The sequence below is a fragment of the Novosphingobium sp. BL-S-34 genome (assembly GCF_056857015.1).
The window spans coordinates 236,063-259,281 of record NZ_CM166473.1; the positions used below are offsets into that span (position 1 = coordinate 236,063).

The window sequence follows — 23,219 nt, forward strand, 5'->3', positions numbered from 1 at the left end:
CGCGTTTTTCCATCGGGCGGCAGTGCCCGGTGGAAAAACGCTCCATGAGAGGATGATCGTATCATGAAGACGTTCAAGCGCCCGGCGTTCGCGGCCGCCCTTGCAGCCGCTCTCCTATCCACCGGGCTGGGCAGCGTGCCGGCCCATGCCGCCGCGCCTCAGGCATTGAAGGAAGAAGTTTCCGCCGAAGTGGAGGCCCAGCGCAAGCAGATCCAGGTCATGGTGGACCAGATCTTCAGCTACGCCGAACCCGGTTTCCAGGAAGTCCGGACGTCCGAATACCTCACCGGCATCCTGGAAAAGAACGGCTTCAAGGTGGAGCGCGGCGTTGCCGGCATTCCCACCGCCTTCACCGCCACATGGGGCAAGGGCGGCCCGAAGATCGCGCTGGGCAGCGACATCGACGACGTGCTCGGCGTCTCGCAGACCCCCGGCCTGCCTTACCTCAAGCCGCTGGTAGAAGGAGCGCCCGGGCATGGTGAGGGGCACAATGCCGGCATGCCGCTGATGGTGGCCGCGGCCATCGCGGTGAAGAAGGTCATGACCAGGCACGGGCTCGAAGGCCGCCTGATGCTCTGGCCGGGCGTTGCCGAGGAACTGCTGGCGACCAAGGCCTATTACGTGCGCGCCGGCCTGTTCAAGGATGTCGATGCCTCGATCTTCACGCATGTCAGCTCGGACTTCTCGACCGGCTACGGCGAGATGGGGGGCAACGGCATGGTCTCGGTGGAATATACCTTCCACGGCAAGACCGCGCACTCTGCGGGCATGCCGTGGGAAGGCCGCAGCGCGCTCGATGCGGTGGAGATCATGGATGTCGCCTGGAACTTCCGGCGCGAGCACCTGCCGCTGACCCAGCGCTCGCACATGATCATCACCAACGGCGGCGGACAGCCCAACGTGGTGCCGGACAAGGCCAGCATCTGGTACTTCTTCCGCGAACGCACCTTCGACGATATCCGCAAGCTCTACGAAACCGGCAACGACATCGCCAAGGCCGCAGCTTTGGCCACCGGCACGACGATGAGCCAGCAGACGCTCGGCTATGCGGCGCCCAACTTCGGCAACAAGCCGCTGGCAGAGGCGGCCTATGCCAATATCAAGGCGGTGGGCATGCCGAAATGGAGCGCCGACGACCAGGCTTTCGCCAAGGCCGCGCAGACCTTCAACGAGCGCAAGATGGAGCCGCTGAAGGACGAGGTCACCGAACTCTCCACGCCTGAAAACCGCAAGCCCTCCACGGGCGGCGGTTCCGACGACATCGGCGACATCATGTGGGCCGTGCCGACGATCACCATCCGATTCCCGTCGAACATCCCGAACATGATCGGCCACAATTCCACTTCGGCCTTCGCGATGGCGACCCCGATCGCACACAAGGGCGTGGAAGCGGGGGCCAAGGCCGTGGCGATGACCGTGCTCGACATCCTGACCACACCGCAGCTGGTCACTGACGCCAAAGCCTATTTCACCGACGTCCAGCTCAAGACGGACAATTACGCGCCTGTCCTCACGGACAAGGACGTGCCCGCGATCTGGCTGAACGAGCGCAACATGCAGCTCTACCGCCCGCTGATGGAGAAGTATTACTACAATCCCGCCAAGTACCCCTCGTACCTAGACCAGCTCGGGGTGAAGTATCCCACGCTGACGAAGCCGGCGGAGTGAGCCGAATGCGCAAGAAAGCCCTTGTCGCCGCCGCCCTTGCGGCAGCCTCGCTCCTTCCCGGCGCCGCCCAGGCCGCTGCGGATCCGGCGCTGAAGCAGGAAGTCAGCGCCGCCGTGGAGGCGCAGCGCAAGCAGATCCAGGTCATGGTGGACGAGATCTACTCTTTCGCCGAACCCGGCTTCCAGGAAGTGAAGACCAGCGAATATCTTGCCGGGATCCTCGAAAGGAACGGCTTCAAGGTGGAGCGCGGCGTTGCCGGCGTGCCCACGGCCTTCACCGCGACATGGGGGACCGGCGGGCCGAAGATCGCGCTGGGCAGCGACATCGACGGGCTGCTCGGCGTGTCCCAGGTTCCCGGCGTGGCGGACGTGAAGCCGCTGGTCGAGGGCGCGCCGGGGCATGGCGAGGGGCACAATTCGGGCATGCCGCTGATGGTGGCCGCGGCCCTTGCCGCCAAGCAGGTCATGACCAGGCACGGCATCCAGGGGCGGCTGATGCTCTGGCCGGGGGTTGCCGAGGAACTGCTGGCAACCAAGGCCTATTACGTGCGCGCCGGCCTGTTCAAGGATGTCGACGCGTCGATCTTCGCTCACGTCAACACCGGTTTCGGCACCGGCTGGGGCGATCTCGGGCTTACCGGCATGATCTCGGTCGAATACGAATGGAAGGGCAAGACCGCGCATTCCGCGGCCATGCCGTGGGAAGGTCGCAGCGCGCTGGACGGCGTGGAGCTGATGGACGTCATGTGGAACTTCCGGCGCGAGCATCTGCCGCTCACGCAGCGTTCGCATGATGTCATCACCAATGGCGGCGGCCAGCCCAATGTCGTGCCCGACAAGGCCAGCAGCTGGTACTATTTCCGCGAGAAGGACTTCGCCGCGCTGCGCGGTCTCTATGAGACCGGAAACCAGGTGGCCGAAGCCTCGGCGCTGGCCACGGGTACGACGGTGAGCCGCAAGGTCCTGGGCTTCGCCGCGCCGAACTACGGCAACAAGCCCCTGGCAGAGGCACTCTATGCCAATATCGAGGCGGTGGGTGTTCCGCAATGGTCCGCCGCCGACCAGGGCTTTGCCCGGGCCGTGCAGGTGAAGAACCACCTCAAGGTCGAGCCGCTGCCCGACAAGGTGGCGCCGCTTTCGACACCGGACACCCGCGGCAATGCCAGCTTCGGCGGCTCGGACGACATCGGCGACGTGATGTGGACGGTGCCCACCGTCACCATCGGCTATCCGGCGAACGTGCCGAACGTGATCTTCCACCACGCCACTGCCGCGATGGCGATGGCCACGCCGATCGCGCACAAGGGGACCGTGGTCGGCGCCAAGGCGGTGGCGATGACGATACTCGACCTCGTCACCACGCCGCAGCTCATCACCGATGCCAAGGGCTGGATGCGCGATGTCCAGCTGAAGGACCAGAAGTACGATCCGCTCATCGCCGCCACCGACATGCCCGCGATAGACCGCAATGCGCGCACGATGGCGCAGATCCGGCCGGCGATGCAGCCCAAATACTACGATCCGGGCAAGTACGATTCCTACCTGCAGCAGCTCGGCATAGACTACGAAGCCGCGGGTCGCGAAAACTCCGGCGCTTAGCCTCAGGCGCGCCGACCGGCCGGGGCCAAGATCACCCTGACGAAAGCCAACTGCCCCGGCCGGCTTCTTTCCTCGTACTGCGCTTTCGGCGGCGGCATCGGCTGGCCGCGCAGCCCGGCTGCCGGGCGGTCATGGCCCGGAAGGCCCGTCGCGGCTGCGCATTAAACATTAGATATTCCGGGAAATTCGGCATAGCATCCGCCGCAATATTGCGAGAGAGGGTGCGAAGCATGGATCCTGCAGAACCGGCAGGCGGCGCGTTGCAGCGTGTTGCCGAAGACCCGCGCTATCACGCGCTGGTGGCCCGAAGGTCGCGTTTCAGCTGGACGCTGACAGGGGTGATGCTGGCGGTGTTCTTCGGCTACATCGTGGCCATCGCCTTCCGCAAGGACCTTCTGGCGACGCCGATCCGCAACCATGTGACGACCTGGGGGATCCCGGTGGGTCTGGGCGTGATCCTGGTCGGGATTGCGCTAACGGGGATCTACGTGTCCCGCGCCAATCGCGAATTCGATCCGCTGCTGCAGGCCATCAGGAAGGATGCCGAACAGTGATCGCGCCATTCCGCATGACGCGCTGGGCGGCGGTCGTTTCCGCCTGTTGCCTGCCGCTGCCAGCCCTGGCCGATGCCTTGACGCAGGAAACCCGGCAGCAGGCCGTGAACTGGCCCGCCATCCTCATGTTCGGCGCCTTCGTGCTCTGCACGCTGATGATTACGCGCTGGGCGGCGGGCAAGACCCGGACCACCGCCGATTTCTACACGGCGGGCGGCGGCATCACCGGCTTCCAGAACGGCCTGGCGATCGCCGGCGACTACATGTCCGCCGCATCGTTCCTGGGCATCTCGGCGCAGATCTTCGCGGACGGCTATGACGGGCTGATCTACTCCACCGGCTTCCTGGTCGGCTGGCCGATCATCCTGTTCCTGCTGGCGGAGCGCCTGAGAAACCTGGGCCGCTACACTTTCGCCGATGTCGCCTCGTTCCGCTTCGCGCAGACCCCGGTTCGGCTTTTCGCGGCCTTCAGCACGCTGGCGGTCGTCCTGTTCTACCTGATCGCGCAGATGGTCGGCGCCGGGCAGCTGATCAAGCTCCTGTTCGGCCTGCCCTACTCCTATGCCGTGGTCATCGTCGGCGTGCTCATGACGCTCTACGTGCTGTTCGGAGGCATGATCGCGACGACATGGGTGCAGATCATCAAGGCGGTGCTGCTGCTGGGCTGCGCCACCGTGATGGCCTTCGCCGTCATGGCCAGCTTCGGCTTTTCGCCGGACGCCCTGTTCGCCAAAGCGGTGGAAGTGAAGACGATGCTGGCCGGGCAGGCCGGGGCAGACCCGGCCTCGGCGGCAGCGAAGGGCCGCTCGATCATGGGGCCGGGCAATTTCATCAAGGACCCGATCTCGGCGATTTCCTTCGGCATGGCGCTCATGTTCGGTACGGCGGGGCTGCCGCACATCATGATGCGCTTCTTCACCGTGCCCGATGCCAAGGCGGCGCGGAAGTCGGTGCTCTGGGCCACGGGCTGGATCGGCTATTTCTATCTGCTCACGTTCATCATCGGCTTCGGCGCCATCGTCATGGTCGCTACCGAGCCCGCATTCCTCGACCCGCTGACGGGCGGCCTGCGCGGCGGGAGCAACATGGCGGCTCTCCACCTGGCCGACGCGATCGGCGGCAATCTGTTCCTCGGCTTTGTCTGCGCCGTGGCATTCGCGACGATCCTGGCCGTCGTCTCGGGGCTGACGCTGGCCGGCGCATCGGCGGTGAGCCACGATCTCTATGCCTCGGTCCTGCGCAAGGGACAGGCCAGCTCGGCGGAAGAACTGCGCATTTCCAGGCGCACGGTGCTGGTTCTCGCCGCAATCGCGATCGTGCTGGGCATTCTCTTCGAGAAGCAGAACGTGGCCTTCATGGTAAGCCTGGCTTTCGCGCTGGCGGCTTCCGGCAATTTCCCCGTGCTGCTTCTGTCCGTGCTGTGGAAGGGCTGCACGACGCGCGGGGTCGTCTGGGGCGGTTCGCTCGGCCTGGCCCTCGCGCTCGTGCTCACGGTTCTTTCGCCCACGGTATGGGTGACGGTGCTGGGCAATGCAGAGCCGGTGTTCCCTTATTCCTCGCCCACGTTGTTCTCGATGCCGCTGGCCTTCTTCACCATCTGGATCGTCTCGCTGCTGGACCGGTCCGGGCGGGCGGCGGTGGACAGAAGCGGCTATCCGGCACAGCGCATCCGGTCGGAAACCGGGATCGGCGCAGCAGGCGCCAGCGCGCACTAGGCGAATTGCAGCGGCCGAGGAACGGCCGGGCGCAAGCCGCGTTGAGAGGGAGGAGGGGGCAAGCCGGAGCCGATGCTTTGCCCAGTTACGTTCTAGTCGCAGTGGGTGCCTTGGGTGCTGCCGCCCTCGGGTTCGCGGCGACCAGCGTGATTCCCACGCATATGAAGATGCCGGAGGAAGCCGCGCAACGGTCAGGTTCTTCGGATGCGCTGCCCGCCTACGATCCGGCTTATGGCGAATCGGGAAGCGGAGCCTCCTTCGTCAGCGACACCGGCTTCACCGGCCAGGGCATGCCGCGATGGCTGGAAAGCCAGGACGACCATGGCGCAGGCGCGGACGGCCAGCTCTGGCAGGCCGCGACATATGGCGCCGAGGGGCAGAGCTTCGATGAGGCCTATTCCGCAGCGGAAGATCGGCTGTCCGACGATCCGGGATCGACATCACCGGACAAGGCCTCCGAAGCCGCGGCCGCCGCCGCGCGGGCAGCGGCTGAAGTCAAGGAAGCCGAAGTGGGCGAGATGGAAGCCGCCCGCGCGCCCGTGTCGATAGCCCCGGTAGCGAATGCCCCAACGCCGAACTCTCCAACCTCGAACTCTTCGGCGCCGAACTCTTCAACCCTCGCCGCCGCAGCGGTCCCCTACTGACCGGCTCGTTTCACTCCGCCGCCTTGCGACCGCCTTTGCTCAGGCGCCATTCGGCCGGGTAGAGCGAATCGTTGTCCTTCACGGCATTGTTGAGACCCCGGCCGAACGTCTCCTTGTTGAGCGTGAATTCGTCGGCATCGTTCTTCACCTGGGCCAGCATCGATTCCAGCCATGCGGTCATGATCGAGCCCATGTATTCGCCCTGCTGCTGCTTGTAGGTCTCGAACAGGGTCTTCTGCATGAAGACGACATCGGTAGGCCGCGTGATCGAGCAGGCATGGGCATATTTCGCGACTTCCGCCTCGAGCCGGTCCCGCGGGACCACGCTGTTCAGGAAGTTGCAGTCCTGCATCTCCTTTGCGGTGAAGGGGCGTCCGGTGAAGACCATCTCCTGGAACTTGCGCAGGCCCATCATCTGGGCCCACTGCCACATGCGCGGGGCCCAGCCGACATAGCGGAACGAGGGGTGGCCGAAGAGCGCGTCGTCGGACGAGATCACCAGGTCGGCATCGGCGGCCTGATAGAAGTGCCAGCCGTAGCAATAGCCCTTCACCTCCAGGATGCTGATCTTCTTGAAGTCCTGCAGCGTGCGGCACCCGAAGTTCGAATTGGCGTATAGCTGCGTCAATTGCGCGAGATAGCGATAGCTGCCCTTGGGGGGATAGCGGACGTCTTCCCCCGCACCGATGCGGAATTCGTGCAGCAGCGAATATTCGCCTTCCGCGGCCAGCATCTCTTCCTGCTCGGGAAGGTCGGCGCCGCCGCCCAGGTTGTTGCCGGCGCCGCGGATCACCAGCACCTTGACGTCATCGTCCACGTTCGCGCGGTGGATGAGATCGGCATAGCGCAGCCGCGCCGCGGTGGTGGGTGCGTTCAGGAGGTCCGGACGATTGAGCGTGATCGTCGCGATCTTGGTGGCGGGATCCTTTTCGTAGAGGATGATGTCCTCCGGGTTCGGGCGATCCGCTTCAGCCATCGTCTTCTCCTTTTCGCGCAAAGACGCTCATTCGGCGGCCCGTCCAGATTTCAGGCCGACTTCGGCCCATCACTCGGCTTGCGGTCCTGCGGCGGCAATGACTGGCAGTGAAGTGACACCACCCTCTTCGCGCCATCCCGCCGCTACCGGCCGGTGAAAGCAGGCGCGCGCTTTTCGGCGAAGGCTCGGGCGGCCTCGGCGAAATCCTGGGTTAGCAACCCCAGGACCTGGACGTGGTTCTCCAGTTCCAGGGCGTTCTGGAGCGGGGCATCGAGATTGGCCCACATCACCTGCTTGGTGTGCTTGACGGCATAAGGAGCGTTGGCCGCGATCGTTCGTGCCACTTCCAGCGCACGGTCGAGCAGGCTGCCGGGTTGTGGCAGATGGCTGACGAGGCCGATAGCCAGCGCTTCCTCGCCGATTACGGGGCGGCCGGTCAGCATGATCTCGAAGGCCCGGCCGGCGCCGATCAGGCGGGGCAGGTGATAACTGATACCGCACTCGCCCGCGCTGAGGCCCAGTTTCACGGCTCCGACCAGAAACTGCGTAGACGGCGCGGCGATGCGCACGTCGCAGGCGAGCGCGATGCCCAGACCGGCGCCCACCGCCGCCCCCTGGATCGCCCCGATGACCGGCTGGCGCATCTTGCGGATTTGCTCGATCAGGCCCGAGAACACTTCCTGAAGCGCCATCCATTCCGGCGCGTTTTCCGGCCCTTCCGCAATCGCCTCCTTCAGGTCTAGGCCCGCGCAGAATGTCGGGCCGTCTCCGGCCAGCACGACGACCCGGCACGCATCGTCGACGCTCACGCCGGCCAGCGCTGCCGTCAGCTCCTGCGCCATGGCGACCGTGAGCGCGTTGCGCGCCTCGGCGCGGGCCAGCCGTACCACGGCCAGGTTCGCAATCCTTTCGACGATGACAGAGGCCATGGGCCCTCCTGCAAGAATGGGATCGCGCTCAGATTGTCGCCGGTTCCCGCACGTCCACGGCCTCGCGCATGGCGGCCCGCCGTGCGATGTCGTTCGCGGCGATGTAGCCGAACACCATGGCCGGGCCGATCGTCCCCCCGGCGCCGGGATAGTTGAGGCCGAATGGGCTTCCGGCGGCGTTTCCAGCCGCATAGAGACCAGCAATGGGTGTGCCCCCGGTATCGACCACGCGCGCCTGACGGTCCGCTTTCAGGCCGCCCTTGGTGCCCAGGTCGCCCAGATGGATCTGCACCGCGTAGAAGGGCGCCTCGCGGATTGCGCCGAGTGCGGGATTGGGCTTGCAGGTAGGGTCGCCGAAGGTCTTGTCATAGATCGTCGAGCCGCGGCCGAATTCGGGGTCCTCGCCCTTGCGGGCATACTCGGTCATCCGGCGCGTCACGTCTTCCAGCTTGACCGGATCGACGTCGATCCTGCGCGCCAGTTCGCCAACGGTGTCTCCCCGGAAGATATAGTGATCCCACCAGTCGACCGGGATCGCGCGGTCCGGCATGATCGCGGCGGGAAGGATGCCGCCCGCCGTGAACTTCCTGCGGAAGGCAGCGTCGAACACCAGCCAGCACGGCGTGTTGGCGCCGGTCGCGCGCTGATCGGCCACCATCGCCGCGCCGAAGCGATCGTAGGAGCAGGCTTCGTTGACGAACCGGTCCCCCTCGCGGTTGACGCAGACACTGTAGGGACGGCCCACGTCGAACACCGCCTGGTGTACTTCCTCGAAATTGGAGGCGGAGCGGCTGGGCAGGATCATCGTCGGTGCCCACCAGCCTTCGCCGGTATGTTCGGTGGCCGCGCCGATGGCTTCGGCGGCGATCAGCGCCTCGCCGGCATTCGCGCCCTGCGGCGTACTGCTCCACCAGATCGAGGTCCTGACCGGATAGAAGCGATCGCGCAGCGCCTGATTCCACTCGAACCCGCCCGCGCAGATCACCACGGCGTGGCGGGCCTCTATCTCATGGCGGCGGCCGCGATGGCTCACGGCGACGCCGATGACTTTGCCGTCTGCGATGAGGAGCCGCTCCAATCCGGTCTCCAGCCGGATCTCGACGCCCTTCTCGAAGAGCCTGGCGAGCAGCGGGCCGATCAGCGCCGCGCCGGAAACGAACAGCCGGTCGCGGCGAGTGATCCTGCGGGTGCTGCGATCCTTCCAGTAGCGCCCGATAACCCTGGCGATCATGCGCTTCCAGCCGGCACTGCGGGCGGCGATGGTGAAGGTTTCCTCCAGATTCATCGCATAGCGGTTGAACAGCTTGAAGCGGGGATATTGCTCGCGCACCAGCGGGAACCTGTCTCCCAGCAGGCGACCGTCCCAGGGCGGCATCACCAGGCTGCGGTCGCTGCGCGATCCGGGCAGTTCGGCGAAGTAGTCCGGCCAGGGCATCGGCATCATCGCGATGCCCTCCCGCCCGAGCCAGTCCAGCATTTCGCGCCCGGTATCGACATAGGCTTCCAGCCGGTCGCGGTCCACCGGCCCGCCGATGACGGCGTCGAGGTAGGTCAGCGTCTCTTCGCGCGTGTCGCTGGTGCCGCCCAGCCCGTGATTGGGGATCCAGGCGACGCCGCCCGAGGTGGCGGACGTGCCCCCGTACTTATGCGCCTTCTCCACCACCAATACCCGCAGGCCGAGATCGTGCGCGCGCAGGGCGGCAGTCAGCCCGGCCGCACCCGAACCGACGACGATCACGTCGAAAATGTCGCTCATCGCCATCCTCCCGTTCTGTTCCCTGCCTGGCCTAGCCATGATCGGCCGCGCCTTCGCTGCCCTTCTTCACGCACTGCGTTCTCGGGCTGGTGCGGCTGCAAATCAGGACAACTATGCCCGCCCGGCCCCGGCCTATACCGCAAGACGAGACAGCATCAGCGTGCAGGGGGAGCGGACGTGTCGGCTTTGAAGGGGCTAAGGATCGTCGAACTGGCCGAGCAGGTCGCGGGGGAATATTGCGGCAAGCTGCTGGCCGATTTCGGCTCGGAAGTCATCAAGGTGGAGCGTCCCGCAGGCAGCCCGACCCGGCGCCTCGGTCCGTTCCTGCATGACCGCCCGGAAAGCGGATGCAGCGGGCTTTTCGCCTACCTCAACAGCAACAAGCAGTCGCTGGTGCTGGACCTGGCAACGCGTGCGGGGCGTCTGCGGCTGGACCGGCTCCTGGCCGGCGCCGACGCGGTGATCGACGACCACGGCGGCGCCTGGCTCACCGCGCTCGGCCTCTCTCCCGCCACGTTCCGCGAGGAGCATCCCGGCCTGATCCTATGCTCGGTGACGCCGTTCGGGCTGGACCCACCACCCGAGCGCGCCCATGCGACGGACCTCATCGTCACGCACGCCAGCGGCCTGGGCTATCATACGCCCAGCGCCGCCGATGCCGAGCGGCCGCCGCTGAAGGGGCCAGGGCGCTTCCTGGCCAGCTACGAGGCGGGCCTGGAAAGCGCGCTCTGCCTTGCCGCGGCGCTGCACCGGCAGGGGCGAACGGGGCAGGGGACCTTCATCGATGTCTCGGCGCAGGAGGTGCTCGCGGGACGGCTCGACTACGTGCTCGGCCAGATGATCGCCGGGGACATGGATGTCAGCGAGAGCCGGCGGCAGTTCGACCTTGGCGGGCCGGGCGGCATCTTCCCGTGCCGCAACGGGTTCATCTACGTGTTCCTGACCACGCCGGGCCATTGGCATGCGCTGCGCGGCCTGATGGGAGACCCCGAGGAGCTGCGCGACTTCCCGGCCGACTGGCTGGAGCGGGGGCTGTCGCCGGAGCGCATCGCGGCTTGCCGCAAGCACATGGTGGGCTGGCTGGCGGGGCTGGACAAGGACGAGGCGGCGGCATCGGCGCAGGCCAGCGGCATCACGCTCGTGCCGATCAACGACATGGGGGATCTCGGCCAATCGCCGCAAGTCCGCCACCGGGACTATTTCACCCGCGCCGAACTGCCGGGCGGGGCGGGAAGCGCGCTGTTCCCGACCGTCGGCTATCGGCTCGCGGCAACCCCTGCGAGGATCGCGGCGGCGGCTCCCGAACTGGGGAGCGCCGCGCCGGACCACCCCCCGCCGGACCACCCCCCGCCGGACCACCTTCCGCCGGACAATCGCCCGCCGCGACCGCCAGCCCGCAAGGTGGCCGGAAAGGGGCCGCTCGCCGGGGTCCGTGTGCTGGAACTGACCAAAGTCTGGGCCGGACCCTATGCCGGCAAGCTCCTGGCGTTCCTGGGCGCCGAGGTGATCCGGGTGGAGAGTCTGGGCTCGCTGGACGTGACGCGGAGCTACGGCGTCAGCGATGTGAACAAGGCGCCGGGGTTCATGGCTGTCAATCCGCAGAAGCTGTCGGTCCAGATCGACATGAAGAGCGAGGCGGGACGGGCGCTGCTCAAGCGGCTGGCGGGTACATGCGACATCGTGCTCGAAAACATGCGCCCCGGCGCGCTGGAGCGGCTGGGGCTGGGCTACGAGGCCCTGAGGGCGGTGCGTCCGGACATCATTCTCACATCGATGAGCATGTATGGGGCCGATGGGCCGCTCGCCTACCAGACCGGCTATGCGCCTTGCTTCGTGGCGCTCAGCGGGATGAGTTCGCTGGTCGGCTACGAAGGCGAGGCGCCTTCCGGCATGAATGTCCGCTATGCCGATTCCAGCTTCGGTGCGGCGGCCGCCTTCGCCTCGCTGGTTGCGCTGCGCCACCGCGAGGCGACCGGCGAAGGCCAGTTCGTGGACGTCTCCGCGGTGGAGACCCTGACCAGCCTGATCGGCGATACGGTCATGGATTTCAGCATGAACGGCAGGGTGGCCGCCTGCGACGGCAATCGCCATGCGGACATGGCGCCGCACGGGCTCTATCGCTGCACCGGAGAGGACTGGATTGCGCTGGCCGTCCAGTCCGATGCGGAGTGGCGGGAGCTGGCTTCCCGCATCGGCGTGCCGGGATTGGCCGAGGACCGGCGTTTCGCCGCGCTTGCGGATCGCAAGGCCCATGAGGCCGCGCTGGACGGCCTGATCGCGCAGTGGACGCGCAAGCAGGATGCCGCCGCGCTTGCCGCTGCGTTGCAGGCGGCGGGGATAGCCGCCGCCAAGAGCGCCAATTCGGTGGACCTGATCGGCGACGGGCACCTCTGGGCGCGGGGGTTCTACCGTCATGTCGAGGATCAGGACGGTCAGCCACGCGCGGTTCTCGGCCCGTCATGGCGCCTGTCGGACCCGGCCGCCATCACGCTCGCGGCGCCGCGCCTCGGGGAGCACAATCGCTATGTGCTGGGCGAGATCATGGGGCTTTCGGCGGAAGAGCAGGCCCGCCTCCACGAAGCAGGTGCCTTGCGCTGAGAACGCGCGAAAAGGTCTGTCCCCAGCGCGGGATGGCGTCAGCCGCTCTCGCTCATCTTGACCAGTTCGTAATCGCCCGCATCGTCGACCAGGCACTTCCAGCCGGCGTAGACGACGATGGTGGTGAAGGTTTCCTCGATGATCGCGGGGCCAAGGATCTCGTGCCCGGGCCCAAGCTCGGCACCCCGGTGGATCGGCGTTTCCTCGAAGCCCTGGCCCAGGTTGGCGCGGCGCATCAGGGCTGGCTGCGGGGCATGGGCGGCGACGCTGGTTCCCCTGCCTACCGCGGGAGAGGGCGTCTCCACCGAACTGGCGAGACGGACGCCGGTGATCTCGGGCAGTTCGTGCTCGCGAATGTGGCCGTATTCCTCCTGATGGCGCTGGTTGAACAGCGCGATGGCGCGGGCGGGCAGGTCTTCATCGACGAAGGCCAGGTCGCCCAGCCGGTCTCCGGCGTGGATGTCGAAAGTCAGCGCAAAATTCTGCCCGGGATAGCGCATGTTCATCTGGTAGCGCGCGGTGATCCGTTCGGCGGCGAACTGCGCGGCTTCGAAATGGCGCTGCGCCCGATCGGAGAGTTCCCGCCACATCGCCCGCAGGCGGTCGTTGTCGGCGGCAAGCGCGGGCACGATGTAGGATCGCTCCTCGTCTATGCTAGGATTGGCCACGAGCGTGCCGAGGGCGGAAAACGTCGGCGAGGCCTTGGGCACGAGCACGCGCGCGATGCCCAGATCTTCGGCCTGGATCGCCGCGAACACCGGGCCGTTGCCGCCATAGGCCAGCATGACCATTTCGGCGGGATCCATGCCCTTGCCCGCGGTGATCCGCCGCACGCCTTGCGACATCCTGGCATTGACCATGCGCCAGCAGTCGAAGGCGGCCTGCTCCGCGTCGTAGCCCAGTTCCCGCCCCAGCGCGGCAAAGGCTTCGTCGACGCCGGTGCGCGAGAGTGAGAAGCTGCCCCCGGCAAAACCCGCGTCGGTCGAGAGGATGCCCAGCATGACCAGGGCATCGGTGATCGTCGGTTCGCTGCCGCCGCGCCCATAGCAGATCGGTCCCGGCTCGGACCCGGCCGAGGCAGGGCCGACCTGAAGCGCGCCGCCGCTGACGTGGCAGATCGAACCGCCGCCCGCGCCCAGGGTCTCCACTTTCACCATGGGCACGCCGATCAGGTAGCGGTGGTGCATGTTCCAGCCCGCCTCGGCCGGCGCGCTGCCGTCCCGCACGACGGAGATGTCGTAGGAGGTTCCGCCCATGTCGACGCACAGGATATCGCGGTAGCCCTTGGCGGATCCGACATGGGCCGATCCGATCACGCCCCCCGCCGGCCCGGAGGCCAGCACGCGGATCGGCGCGCCTTCTATATAGTCCACGGTCATGACCCCGCCGCTCGCCTGCATGACCATGAGCTGCCGGGCATAGCCGGCGTCCCTGACGCGGTTCACCAGTTTTTCGAGATAGGAATAGACCCGCGGGGCGACATAGGCGTTGACGATCGTGGTGCTGGTCCGGTCATATTCCGGCGCGCGGGGCAGCACTTCGTGGCTGGCGCAGACCTGCACGCCGGGCAGTTCCTCGGCCAGGATCGCCGCGATGCGCCTTTCGTGGGCGGGGTTCACGAAGGAGAACAGGAGCGAGATCGCCACCGACTCCACGCCTTGCTTCCGCAGCCGCGCGCAAGTCTCGCGCACGGCCGCTTCGTCGAGCGGCTTGTGCACCGTCCCGTCATGCAACATGCGTTCGGGCACCGTCAGGCGGCGGCGACGCGGGGCGATCTGGATGGGCGGCTCCAGGCGGACGTCCCAGATGTCCTCCTTGAAACCCCGGCGGTACTCCACCTCGTCGCGGAACCCCTCGGTGGTGATGAGGCCGGTGACGGCGCCGTTCATCTCGATCAGGGTATTGTCCGCGACAGTGGTGCCGTGGACGATGGTGTCGCAGGCGCCGAGAAAGTCCGCGAGCGCCAAGCCTTCCGTGTCGGCCAGCTTCTGCAGCCCGGTCATGACGCCGAGCGAGCGGTCTTCCGGCGTGGAGAGGTTCTTGTGAAGGCGAACCTCCGTACCCTTGAGCAGGGCGAAGTCGGTGAACGTGCCCCCGATGTCGATGCCGACGCGATAGCCCATCGTTTCCCCCCTCAGGCAGCCGCAGCCATGGTCATGTTCCGGCGCAGCGCCGCCGTGGCATCGTGGTCCACTTCGAGGTCGTATTCCGCGATGCTTCCCTTGAGGATCACGCCGTAGCGGCTTCGCGCGGCCTCGATGCTGACATATTCGTCCAGCACGTCCTCCTTGACCGCTTCGGGATCGCGCGCCAGCGGCGGGCCGAACCCCGCGCCGCCGCCATGCTGATAAGCGATCACCGCGCCCGCCGGGAGCATGGCCTGGGCGGTCTGCTCGATCCGGTATTCGTTCGGCGTGCCCACCTCGAACCGGTTGGAATAGGGAATGGCGTCCTCGCCGCCGCACATGCCCCGCAAGGGGTGGTCGGCCGAGACCATCCAGGCCATCGCCGTCACGGGTTGCAGCACCTGCTTGACGTTGAGGCTGCCCGGCGCGCCGCGCCACTGCCCGGCGCCGCCGGCGTCGGTCGTCATCTCGCGGCTGATGTTGAGGATGGGATAGCGCGTTTCGGCATCCTCGGCCTCGGACAGGATCAGGCTGCCGAGGCTGACCGGGCACGATCCCCAGCCGTCGATCCCCGGCACGGCGGATACGTCCATCGATCGGCAATCGACGCCCTGGTCCATCCACATCGTGCCGGCTTCGTCGAAGCCGATCACCGCATTGGGCATGCCGATCTTGTAGAGCTGCGGGGCGGAGCGCTGCGGCGCGACGTTGCTGAGCGCGAGGCACACGGCTTCGGTGATCTCGCAGGCCGGATGGAAAGAGCCGAGCGCGGCAGGTTTGTTCGGCGGCGGCTGCGCTATCGAGCCTTCGGGGACGATCATCTCCACGGCATCGAAGAAGCCTTCGTTCTTGACGATGTCCGGCGCCATCGCCGCCACGACTTGCGTCATGATATAGCTGCGCGTGTTCGCGAAAGTGTTCCACACGCCCACCAGCTCGGGCCGCGCGTCGGTTCCGGTGAGGTCGATCGTCAGCCGGTCCCCCGCCACACGGCAGGCGGCCTGGACCCGGATGTCCTTGGTTCCCGCCGTGTCGTGGTCGATGAAGACGGTGGCCTCGTACGTGCCGTCCCGCCAACCGGACACTTCCTCGCGGCAGCGCGCGGCGGTGTGAGCGATCGAGTGATTGATCGCCGCCTTCACCCGGTCCGAGCCATAGCGGCCGATCAGGCCCTGCAACCGCGCCGCCCCTTTCTGGACGCCGGTTATCATGGCGGCGAGATCGCCTGCGAACGAGGGAAAGCGGTTGTTGCGCTCCACCATGCGCAGCACGTCCTTGCGCGGCTCGCCGCGGTGCACGAGCTTCAGGCAGGGATAGGAGACGCCTTCGGTGAAGATGTCGGTGGCCTCCAGCGTGAATCCGCCGGGGTCCTTGCCGCCGGTGTCGCCCTGGTGGGCCTGAAGCGTCTGCACCACGATCAGCTCGCCCGCTTCGTCGAAAACGGGCGCATAGATGCAGTAATCTGGCAGATGACCGCCGCCATGGTCGGGGTCGTTGGCGAGGAAGACATCGCCCGGCCCCCAGTCGAACGCCTCGAAGTTCATCAGGCCCCAGCGCACCATCATCGGGTTGACGAAAGTGAGGTGCGGCGTGCCGATGGCGCCCATGGCGAGGCGGCCGTGGGCATCCACGATCGCGGCATTGCGCTCGTTCGACTGGTTTATGATCGGCGAGGACGCCGCGCGGCCGAGATGGGTCGCGGCCTCGAAGCACACCGTCTCGAAGGCGCCCCGGATGATCTCGGCGGTGACGGCATCGATCCCGGCCCCCGTGGGCAGAGGAGCACGCCGGGCCGCGAGCTTGCGGTTGAGTTCAAAGGACACGGTGCCAGTTGCTCCTCATTGTTCGCTCGTCACTGTTCGGTCGGCCAGGTGCCGGCGGCGGATTGGTGGGCCAGCGGCGAGGCGGGATCGCCGATCTCCACCAGCGAGCCGTCCTCCCGCTTGCCGTAGATGGAAAGCGCGAGGCCGAGATCGACTTCGCCGGCTACCACGGAGGGCTGCTTCGGCCTGGCGGCGCCGCGCTTATCGCGACCGGATCCTGCGGATCTTGAGCTTCGCCGCATCCTGTCCCCCCTCCTGAGCATCGCGCGATCGCGCAGCCTCTGCATCCGGTCGCTACGGCCCCATTTCCGGCCCCGCAAGCAGTGCCGCAGCCGCTGCAACGTCCGGCAAGACAGAGTGCAACGTCAGCACAGCGCGCAGGGCCCGGCCCGTGCTAGCGCTGAGGCGACCCAGCCATGGCGAGCGAACCTGCGATCCTATGACCGAGCCCACATTCCTGCGCGCCCTGCACGAAACCGACCTGCCGCCGGGCGAGAAGAAAGCCGTCGACCTGGCAGGCAAATCGATCCTGATCTGCCATGTCGGCGGCCGGTTCTTCGCGGTGTCCAACATCTGCTCCCACGCCGAGGAGCGGCTGGAGTGCGGCCGGATGGGCAATGGCTGGATAGCCTGCCCGATCCACGGTGCGCGCTTCGATCTGGCAAGCGGAAAGCCCAGAAACCCGCCGGCAAAACGCCCCATCGCTACTTATGCGGTTCGCCTTGTCGAAGGATGGATCGAGGTGGAAATGCCTTAGGCTGCCATCCGGAAGAGGCTCGACAGGTCCGTTGCCGTTACGCCGGGATGGACGGATGCCCACGATATTCGCGCGGAGCGAGGCCGTAGCGTGACTTGAACATGCGGCTGAAATGCGCGCTGCTCTTGAACCCGGCCAGATAGGCGATCTCGCTGATGGCATAGTGCTGCATCTTCTCGTCGCCCAGCCATTCGTGCGCGGTGGTCATGCGCTTGTCCCAGATCAGGTTGGAGAACGAAAGCGCGCTCTTCTTCAGCACATGGCACAAGTACCGGAGCGAAATGCCGCAGCTGTCCGCCACCATCCGGGCATTGAGATCGGGGTTGGCGAAGTTCTGGTTGATGTAGCGGGTGATGTCGCCGATCCGCTTGTCGCAGATGGTTTCGCGCGCGGGCGGGTTCCCTGAAAGCCGCGTGATCGTCTTGCTGATGCCGGTGAGCAGCGCCTGCACCAGTTGCTCCGCCATGTCCTGGTCGATCTGGTCGTCCTGTTCGAACACCAGTTCGAGTATGCGGTCGGTCAGGGCCAGTTCGCCGCTGGAGGCCGGGAAGGCGCGGCCCGCTTCGATGTTCTCGCTGAGAACCGCGTAGATCTTGTGGGAGGGGACGACGACGTGCATCACCTCCAGCTCGCTGTTCTCGGGCGGGACAAGCTCCATGTAGAAGGGCCGCGTGGAGCGCGTGATCGCACATTCGCCGGCGTTCACGACGTGCCGGCCGCCGGCGTGGGAGATGGTCATCTGGCCCCGGCGCAGGAACCAGAAGATCACCAGATTGGTCTTGTCGTTGCGGATGTGGCCCCAGGAGCGCCGGAACGCGAGGCCCGAGCGCGAGACTTCCTTGCAGATCGTGTATTCGCCCGCGAGGCTCTTCTCGATCCGCACGTCGATATTGTGCGACGACAGGGGCACCAGATCGCCGTCGTAGTAGTCCGCCTTGTTCGTGCCTCGAAATTCGAACCGCCGGGATTCGTGGTTCGCCGTGGTCATGTCGAACGCGAGAACGGGCATCTGCTTATCCTTCTCCGAAATGCTCTTGCGGCATTGTGATCTACCATAGCTCATTCGTGGGCCCGGCGACAGTAGGCTGGTCGTGATGCCCGGCCGTGGGCCCGGTCAGAATGCGTAGGACAGCTCCAGCCCGTAGGTACGCGGCTTGCCCACGACGGCGCCGTTGTGGCCCAGCGCGACGGCAAGCTGCATGCCGCCCACGAAATAGTCCTCTCCGAACAGGTTCTCGCCATAGAGCGCCGCGGAAAAGTCCGAACCCATGATCTTCTTCCAACTAAGGCGGCTGTTCACCAGGGCATAGCCGGGCAGCTTCGTGCGCGGCGAGACGCTGGCCGCGGCGTTCGAGAAATACTGGCCGGTCTGCGCATAGACTTCGCCGCGCAGGCTGATCTCGCCTGCATCCAGCGCCACCGGCAGGATCACTTCCGCCCAGCCGGTGCCAGAGGCCTTGGGCGTGTCGCCAACCGGGCCGTAGAAGTAGGTGCTGCCGAACAGCTCCACCTGGTTGCGGGTGAAATCCGCATCGGTCAGGGCCAGCTGGCCGCCGAGGCGCAGCCATTCCATGGGCATCACCGTACCCTCGGCCTCGATGCCGCGCACCCGCTCGGCCGGCACATTGGTGGTGAAGGCGATGGAGGCAAGGGGACCTGCAGGGCCGTCGGGATCCGGGAACTCTACGCGCTGGACGTGCTGGATCCACTGGTTGAACAGCGCCAGACTCAGCGAGGCGGGCCGGCCAAAGGCGCGGCCGCCGTACTTGACGCCGGCCTCTATGTCCTGCGTCGTTTCGGAATCGAAGAAGTTGCTGCCGCCCAGCGTGACGATGCCTACCGGATCGAGCGTGCCGTTGTACCCGCCGCTGCGGAAACTGCCGCGCGTCTTGAGATAGAGCAGCCAGTCGGCATCGGGCTTGTATTCCAGGCCGACTTCCCAGCTCGGATCCTGGTAGGTGCGCTTCTGCTGGGGCGGGCCGAAATTGTCCGATCCGGCAAGCTGCACCCCATAGACCCGCTCGCGCGTGTAGCGCAGCCCGGCCGTCAGCCGGAAGCCCGGCGCACCGATGCGCCCGAGATCGTAAGTGCCCTGCGCGTAGAGCGCGTCGGTGTGGTTCTTGATGCGGAAATGGTTGACCGCATAAGTCGGGAAACCGGGATTGGGGGAGAGATCGAAATAGGTCTGCGGGTAGAGCGACCGGGTGTTCTGCCGCTGGAGATAGAGCCCGACGATGAATTCCAGCGCGCCGTCGGCAGCCTTGCCCTGTAGCTGCAGTTCCTCCGAATAGGAGCGCAGGTCCTCCACGTTTCCGAACTCGCCTGCGGGAGCATTGGCGGTGAGGATGGTGGCGAAGGGCGCGCCGAGCTGGGGTTGCTGCGAATCCGTGTAGGAATCCACCAGGCCGAAGATGTTGCGCAGCCGCAAGTCCCCGCCCAGCTCGATCTCCGTCGTGTTCGAGACGTTCCAGTTCTCGCCGAAATGATCGGCTCCGGCAGGGTGGTTGGTCTTGTAGAGGCCGAGACGTCTTTGCTCCTCGACATAGGCGATCAGGCCCGGAGCATAGGCGTTCGGATGCGCGGCAAGGTACCGTGCCCAGGCGCCCGGACCCAGCACGCCGTCCAGCGAGGGGCCGAACAGCAGGCCCGCGCTGCACGACAGGGCAAAGCCGTTGTTCGTCTCTCCGCAGCCGTAGACGCTGTAGGTATAGGAGGCGCCGGTATTGTTCCCTCCGCTGCGCGCATATTGCACCACCGTCGTATTGACGAGGTCGGGCGTGGGCTTGAGCGTCAGGGAGATGCGGCCGCTTTCGCGATTGACCCTGCCGAGGTCCTCGCCTGTGTAGAGATCGCGGATATATCCGTCTGCATATGTCAGGTTGAAGGCGGCGCGCAGCAGCACCTTGTCCGCCACCAGCGGTAGGTTGATCGCGCCTTCGACTTCGCGGCGGTCGTAATTGCCGTAGCGGCCGCGCAGATAGCCTTCGAACCTGTCGGTCGGCCGGGCCGACGTGAACAGTACGGCGCCGCCCGTTGCGTTGCGGCCGAACAGCGTGCCTTGCGGCCCTTTCAGCACTTGCACCGATTGCAGGTCGAAGAAGGTGGCGGCGCCGCTCACCGGCATGGGCACTTCGTTCAGGTAAGTGACGACTGCCGAGGGCGAGCCGCTGAAGATGTCCGCGCTCTGCCCGCGCAGGGAGTAGGTCAGCGAATTGTTGCCCTGCGTCTGGCGGATCGTCAGGCCGGGCACCGTCCGCTGTAGATCGGCATCGGTCACCACCGCGCGCGAGACGAGATCCTCGGCTCCGATTGCCGTGATCGAGATCGGCACGTCGGCCAGGCTCTCTTCGCGCCGTCGCGCCGTGACGACGATGACGCCGCTTTCGCCGGGACCGATCGGGGCGGTGGCAGTCGGCTGTTCCTCCTGCGCGAAGGCCGGCGCAGGCGTCAGCGCGGTGATTGCCATAGCCACGGCCATGGCCGTCGGCGAAGCGAGACCGGCCGTGCCTGTGCCGGAAACGTGCGAGCGGCTGCGATAGGTTTTCAGATGGTCCTCCCCGCTTGGCATTTTCCGCAAGTTGTCCTTGCCGGAACCTTCCCCAGTTCGGTTCGACTCTAAGTTGCCCCAGAGTGATCCGCTATGCCTGCATCAGCAACGGCAAGCGCCTGTGGGCGAGATACCGCCGCGCGATCGATGGGCCTTGCCGGAAACTGCCATGGCAATTGCTCTGACCTGTCAGCGCTCTGCGAAGGCACGTTTTGCCTTGGCGATGTCTTCTTCCCTCGGGCTAAGTGGCGGCACCGGGGACGTGGCCCGCCCATGCAGGCAGGCGCTGCGTCCGAAAACCGGAAGCACGGAGCAGGATGGCGGATGAGGGAGCAAGCGGGCTTGGGCAAGGGTTCGGGGCATCATCCGGCATCCGCGCCGGTCGTGTTGATCACCGGCGCCAGCGCCGGCATCGGCGAGGCGATTGCGCATCGTTTCGCGGCGGCGGGCTACCGGATCGTCGCCGTGGCGCGGCGGCAGGAAAAGCTGGATGCTCTGGCGCGCACCCTGTCGCCCCTGACGCAAATGGAGACCCTCTCGCTCGACGTGGCCGAGCCCGCGAGCGCCGCTCGTGCCGTCCGTTTCGCGCTCGACAGGTTCGGCCGGCTCGACTGCCTGGTCAACAACGCCGGTTCCGGCCGCTGGGCGCCCGTCCACCAGACCGACGACGCAGCGATGGACGAAGTGATCGACATCAGCCTCAAGGCCACGTTCCGTTTCTGCCGAGAGGCCGTGCCCGCCCTTGGGCGCGGCTCCTCGATCGTCACGGTGGGCTCGACCTTCGGCCTGATCGGCGGCTTGGACGGAGGCATCTACTGTGCCGTCAAGGCGGCGCTGGTGGGGCTGACGCAGACGCTGGCGGCCCAGTACGGACCGCAGGGCATCCGCTCGAACCTGGTGGCGCCCGGCGTCATCAAGACCGACATGACCCGCGACCACTGGGACCTGCAGGGATTCCGGCGCCTGAACCAGGAAATGACCCCGTTCGACCGCGAAGGCACGGTTCAGGACGTGGCGAATGCGGTGTTCTTCCTGGCCTCGCCGGAGGGCAGCTACATCAACGGGCAATCCATCGCCGTGGACGGCGGCTGGACGACCACCAAGTTCCTGGCAACCGAGGCGCTCGTCGCGGACCGCGTGCTTCCGCAGGCGGCCGGTGCCGCTGCAAGCCTCTGAAAAGCGGAGATACGACATGGCTGCTGCTGAAACTCAGGTCACCGGCTCCGCGCCCCGTGAGGCGGGACAATGCCCCGCGGCGCAGGGATCGGCGCTTCTCGGCAGTGCCTCGCTGACGGATCCGGTCATCTCGGCCCAGCCCACGGCCTATTACGATGCGATGCGGGCGCTCGATCCCGTCCATTACGACGAGAAGCTGCGGATGTACCTGGTCTCGCGCTACGAGGACATCCAGACCGTCCAGCGCGATCCGATCACTTATTCGGTCGAGCATGGCTACAAGGCGCAATATGCGGCCGGGTTCTTCGAGGAGTTCCAGCAGATCCTGGAACGCGACGGGCAGGGCTATTTTCCCGACGCCATCATGTCCGACCCGCCTTACCACACGCGCATCCGCAAGCTGATGGACAATGCCTTTTCGGCCCACCGCGTCCGGCAGCTGGAACCCCTGATCGAGACCATCGTGCGCGAGACGATCGAGGGCTTCATCGATCGCGGAGAGTGCGACGGGGTCAAGGACTTCGCGGTGCCGGTCACCATCCGCGTCATCTGCGAGCAGTTGGGCATCGACGTCTACGACGCGGACAAGATCCAGCGCTGGTCCATCGCCGTGACTCAGCAGATCGGCCGCATGCAGAACCGCGAGCAGATGATCGCCAATGCCAGGGACATCTGCGACCTCCAGAACTTCCTGATCGCCCATATGCGCGACCGTGAGGCGAACCCGCGCGAGGACATGATCTCCGATCTCGTCCACGCCCGGGCGGAAGGGGAGGACAACCCCACCCTTGCTTTCGGGGAAGCCGTCTCGCTGGTGCGCGCGCTGATGATCGCGGGCAACGAAACGACGGCGACGGCGATGTCGAACATGCTCTACATCCTGGCCACGCAGCCGGAGGTCGCGGAACTGCTGAAGGAATCGGCCGACGATGACCGGTTGCTCTCGCGCTTCGTCGAGGAGCTTCTGCGGATCGAGCCGCCCGTGCGCGGCCTTTCGCGCATGACCACGCGGCCGGTGGAACTGGGCGGCAGGAGCCTGCCCGAAGGCGCGCATCTGCTGCTCATGTATGCCTCGGCCAATGACCAGCAGGACGTGTTTCCCTGTCCGCGCACGTTCGACATGGAGCGTTCCAACCTGGGCCGTCACGTTTCGTTCGGAGGCGGTCCGCACCGCTGCATCGGGCTGTCGCTGGCGCGCATGGAGATCCGGGTGGCGGCGCGCGAGGTGATCCGGCGCATGGAGGATTTCAGGCTGACCGTTCCGGCGGGGGACCTGAAGTACCTGCCCACGGTCGCCACGCATTCGATCGAGTGCCTGCCGATCGCCTTCTCCAAGCGGGCATGAGGGAGCG

17 protein-coding genes are annotated in these 23,219 nt (G+C 66.4%); 9 read left to right on the forward strand and 8 right to left on the reverse strand.

What is annotated here, in order from left to right; translation table 11 throughout:
* The first annotated feature begins 63 nt into the window (after positions 1–63).
* The 5 genes from AC1VV3_RS15300 to AC1VV3_RS15320 all read left to right on the forward strand — a co-directional run bounded on the left by AC1VV3_RS15300 (position 64) and on the right by AC1VV3_RS15320 (position 6,179).
* Positions 64–1,668, forward strand: a complete 1,605-nt coding sequence (locus AC1VV3_RS15300; protein WP_134094230.1) for an amidohydrolase — start codon at positions 64–66, stop codon at positions 1,666–1,668.
* Positions 1,669–1,673: 5 nt separating this feature from the next.
* A complete protein-coding gene (locus AC1VV3_RS15305) occupies positions 1,674–3,266 on the forward strand; it encodes an amidohydrolase (RefSeq protein ID WP_482962734.1) in 1,593 nt (530 codons plus the stop codon).
* A 230-nt stretch (positions 3,267–3,496) separates the two neighbouring features.
* Positions 3,497–3,820, forward strand: a complete 324-nt coding sequence (locus tag AC1VV3_RS15310; protein WP_482962735.1) for a DUF485 domain-containing protein — start codon at positions 3,497–3,499, stop codon at positions 3,818–3,820.
* A gap of 14 nt (positions 3,821–3,834) precedes the next feature.
* On the forward strand, positions 3,835–5,535 hold the full coding sequence (locus AC1VV3_RS15315; RefSeq protein ID WP_132267240.1) for a cation acetate symporter: 1,701 nt from the start codon (positions 3,835–3,837) through the stop codon (positions 5,533–5,535).
* A 77-nt stretch (positions 5,536–5,612) separates the two neighbouring features.
* Positions 5,613–6,179 (forward strand): hypothetical protein, encoded by a 567-nt coding sequence (locus tag AC1VV3_RS15320; protein WP_482962736.1) that lies wholly within the window; start codon positions 5,613–5,615, stop codon positions 6,177–6,179.
* A gap of 10 nt (positions 6,180–6,189) precedes the next feature.
* On the opposite strand, the gene AC1VV3_RS15325 is transcribed toward AC1VV3_RS15320, so the two are convergent.
* From AC1VV3_RS15325 to AC1VV3_RS15335, 3 genes are all read right to left on the reverse strand, one after another.
* Positions 6,190–7,155, reverse strand: a complete 966-nt coding sequence (locus AC1VV3_RS15325; RefSeq protein WP_482962737.1) for an enoyl-CoA hydratase/isomerase family protein — start codon at positions 7,153–7,155, stop codon at positions 6,190–6,192.
* 143 nt (positions 7,156–7,298) lie between these two features.
* Positions 7,299–8,084: an enoyl-CoA hydratase/isomerase family protein gene (locus AC1VV3_RS15330; RefSeq protein WP_482962738.1), complete on the reverse strand. Its 786-nt coding sequence runs from the start codon at positions 8,082–8,084 to the stop codon at positions 7,299–7,301.
* A gap of 28 nt (positions 8,085–8,112) precedes the next feature.
* Entirely contained in the window at positions 8,113–9,840 is a 1,728-nt protein-coding gene (locus AC1VV3_RS15335; RefSeq protein ID WP_482962739.1) for an FAD-dependent oxidoreductase, read from the reverse strand.
* A 177-nt stretch (positions 9,841–10,017) separates the two neighbouring features.
* On the opposite strand from AC1VV3_RS15335, the gene AC1VV3_RS15340 reads away from it, so the two are divergent.
* Entirely contained in the window at positions 10,018–12,438 is a 2,421-nt protein-coding gene (locus AC1VV3_RS15340) for a CaiB/BaiF CoA transferase family protein (RefSeq protein ID WP_482962740.1), read from the forward strand.
* Between the two features lie 38 nt (positions 12,439–12,476).
* On the opposite strand, the gene AC1VV3_RS15345 is transcribed toward AC1VV3_RS15340, so the two are convergent.
* Genes AC1VV3_RS15345 through AC1VV3_RS15355 form a run of 3 tightly spaced genes read right to left on the reverse strand, consistent with a single transcriptional unit; the run spans position 12,477 to position 16,557 of the window.
* Complete coding sequence (locus AC1VV3_RS15345) at positions 12,477–14,561, reverse strand: hydantoinase/oxoprolinase family protein (RefSeq protein ID WP_482962741.1); 2,085 nt, start codon at positions 14,559–14,561, stop codon at positions 12,477–12,479.
* 11 nt (positions 14,562–14,572) lie between these two features.
* The gene (locus AC1VV3_RS15350) at positions 14,573–16,387 is read right to left on the reverse strand and encodes a hydantoinase B/oxoprolinase family protein (protein WP_482962742.1); all 1,815 of its coding nucleotides are present in this window, start codon (positions 16,385–16,387) and stop codon (positions 14,573–14,575) included.
* A gap of 29 nt (positions 16,388–16,416) precedes the next feature.
* Positions 16,417–16,557, reverse strand: a complete 141-nt coding sequence (locus tag AC1VV3_RS15355; RefSeq protein WP_165921434.1) for a hypothetical protein — start codon at positions 16,555–16,557, stop codon at positions 16,417–16,419.
* Positions 16,558–16,826: 269 nt separating this feature from the next.
* Here AC1VV3_RS15355 and AC1VV3_RS15360 point away from each other — a divergent pair, with 269 nt between their 5' ends.
* Positions 16,827–17,144, forward strand: a complete 318-nt coding sequence (locus tag AC1VV3_RS15360) for a Rieske (2Fe-2S) protein (RefSeq protein ID WP_482962743.1) — start codon at positions 16,827–16,829, stop codon at positions 17,142–17,144.
* 37 nt (positions 17,145–17,181) lie between these two features.
* Here the strand turns inward: AC1VV3_RS15360 and AC1VV3_RS15365 are convergent, their stop codons facing one another.
* On the reverse strand, positions 17,182–18,153 hold the full coding sequence (locus AC1VV3_RS15365) for an AraC family transcriptional regulator (protein ID WP_482962744.1): 972 nt from the start codon (positions 18,151–18,153) through the stop codon (positions 17,182–17,184).
* Positions 18,154–18,258: 105 nt separating this feature from the next.
* Entirely contained in the window at positions 18,259–20,712 is a 2,454-nt protein-coding gene (locus AC1VV3_RS15370; protein ID WP_482962745.1) for a TonB-dependent receptor, read from the reverse strand.
* 303 nt (positions 20,713–21,015) lie between these two features.
* Here AC1VV3_RS15370 and AC1VV3_RS15375 point away from each other — a divergent pair, with 303 nt between their 5' ends.
* Positions 21,016–21,867: an SDR family NAD(P)-dependent oxidoreductase gene (locus tag AC1VV3_RS15375; RefSeq protein ID WP_482962746.1), complete on the forward strand. Its 852-nt coding sequence runs from the start codon at positions 21,016–21,018 to the stop codon at positions 21,865–21,867.
* Positions 21,868–21,883: 16 nt separating this feature from the next.
* Positions 21,884–23,212 carry a cytochrome P450 gene (locus AC1VV3_RS15380; RefSeq protein ID WP_482962747.1) on the forward strand — a complete coding sequence of 443 codons (1,329 nt, stop codon included), beginning with the start codon at positions 21,884–21,886 and terminating at the stop codon, positions 23,210–23,212.
* The last annotated feature ends 7 nt before the right edge of the window (positions 23,213–23,219 follow it).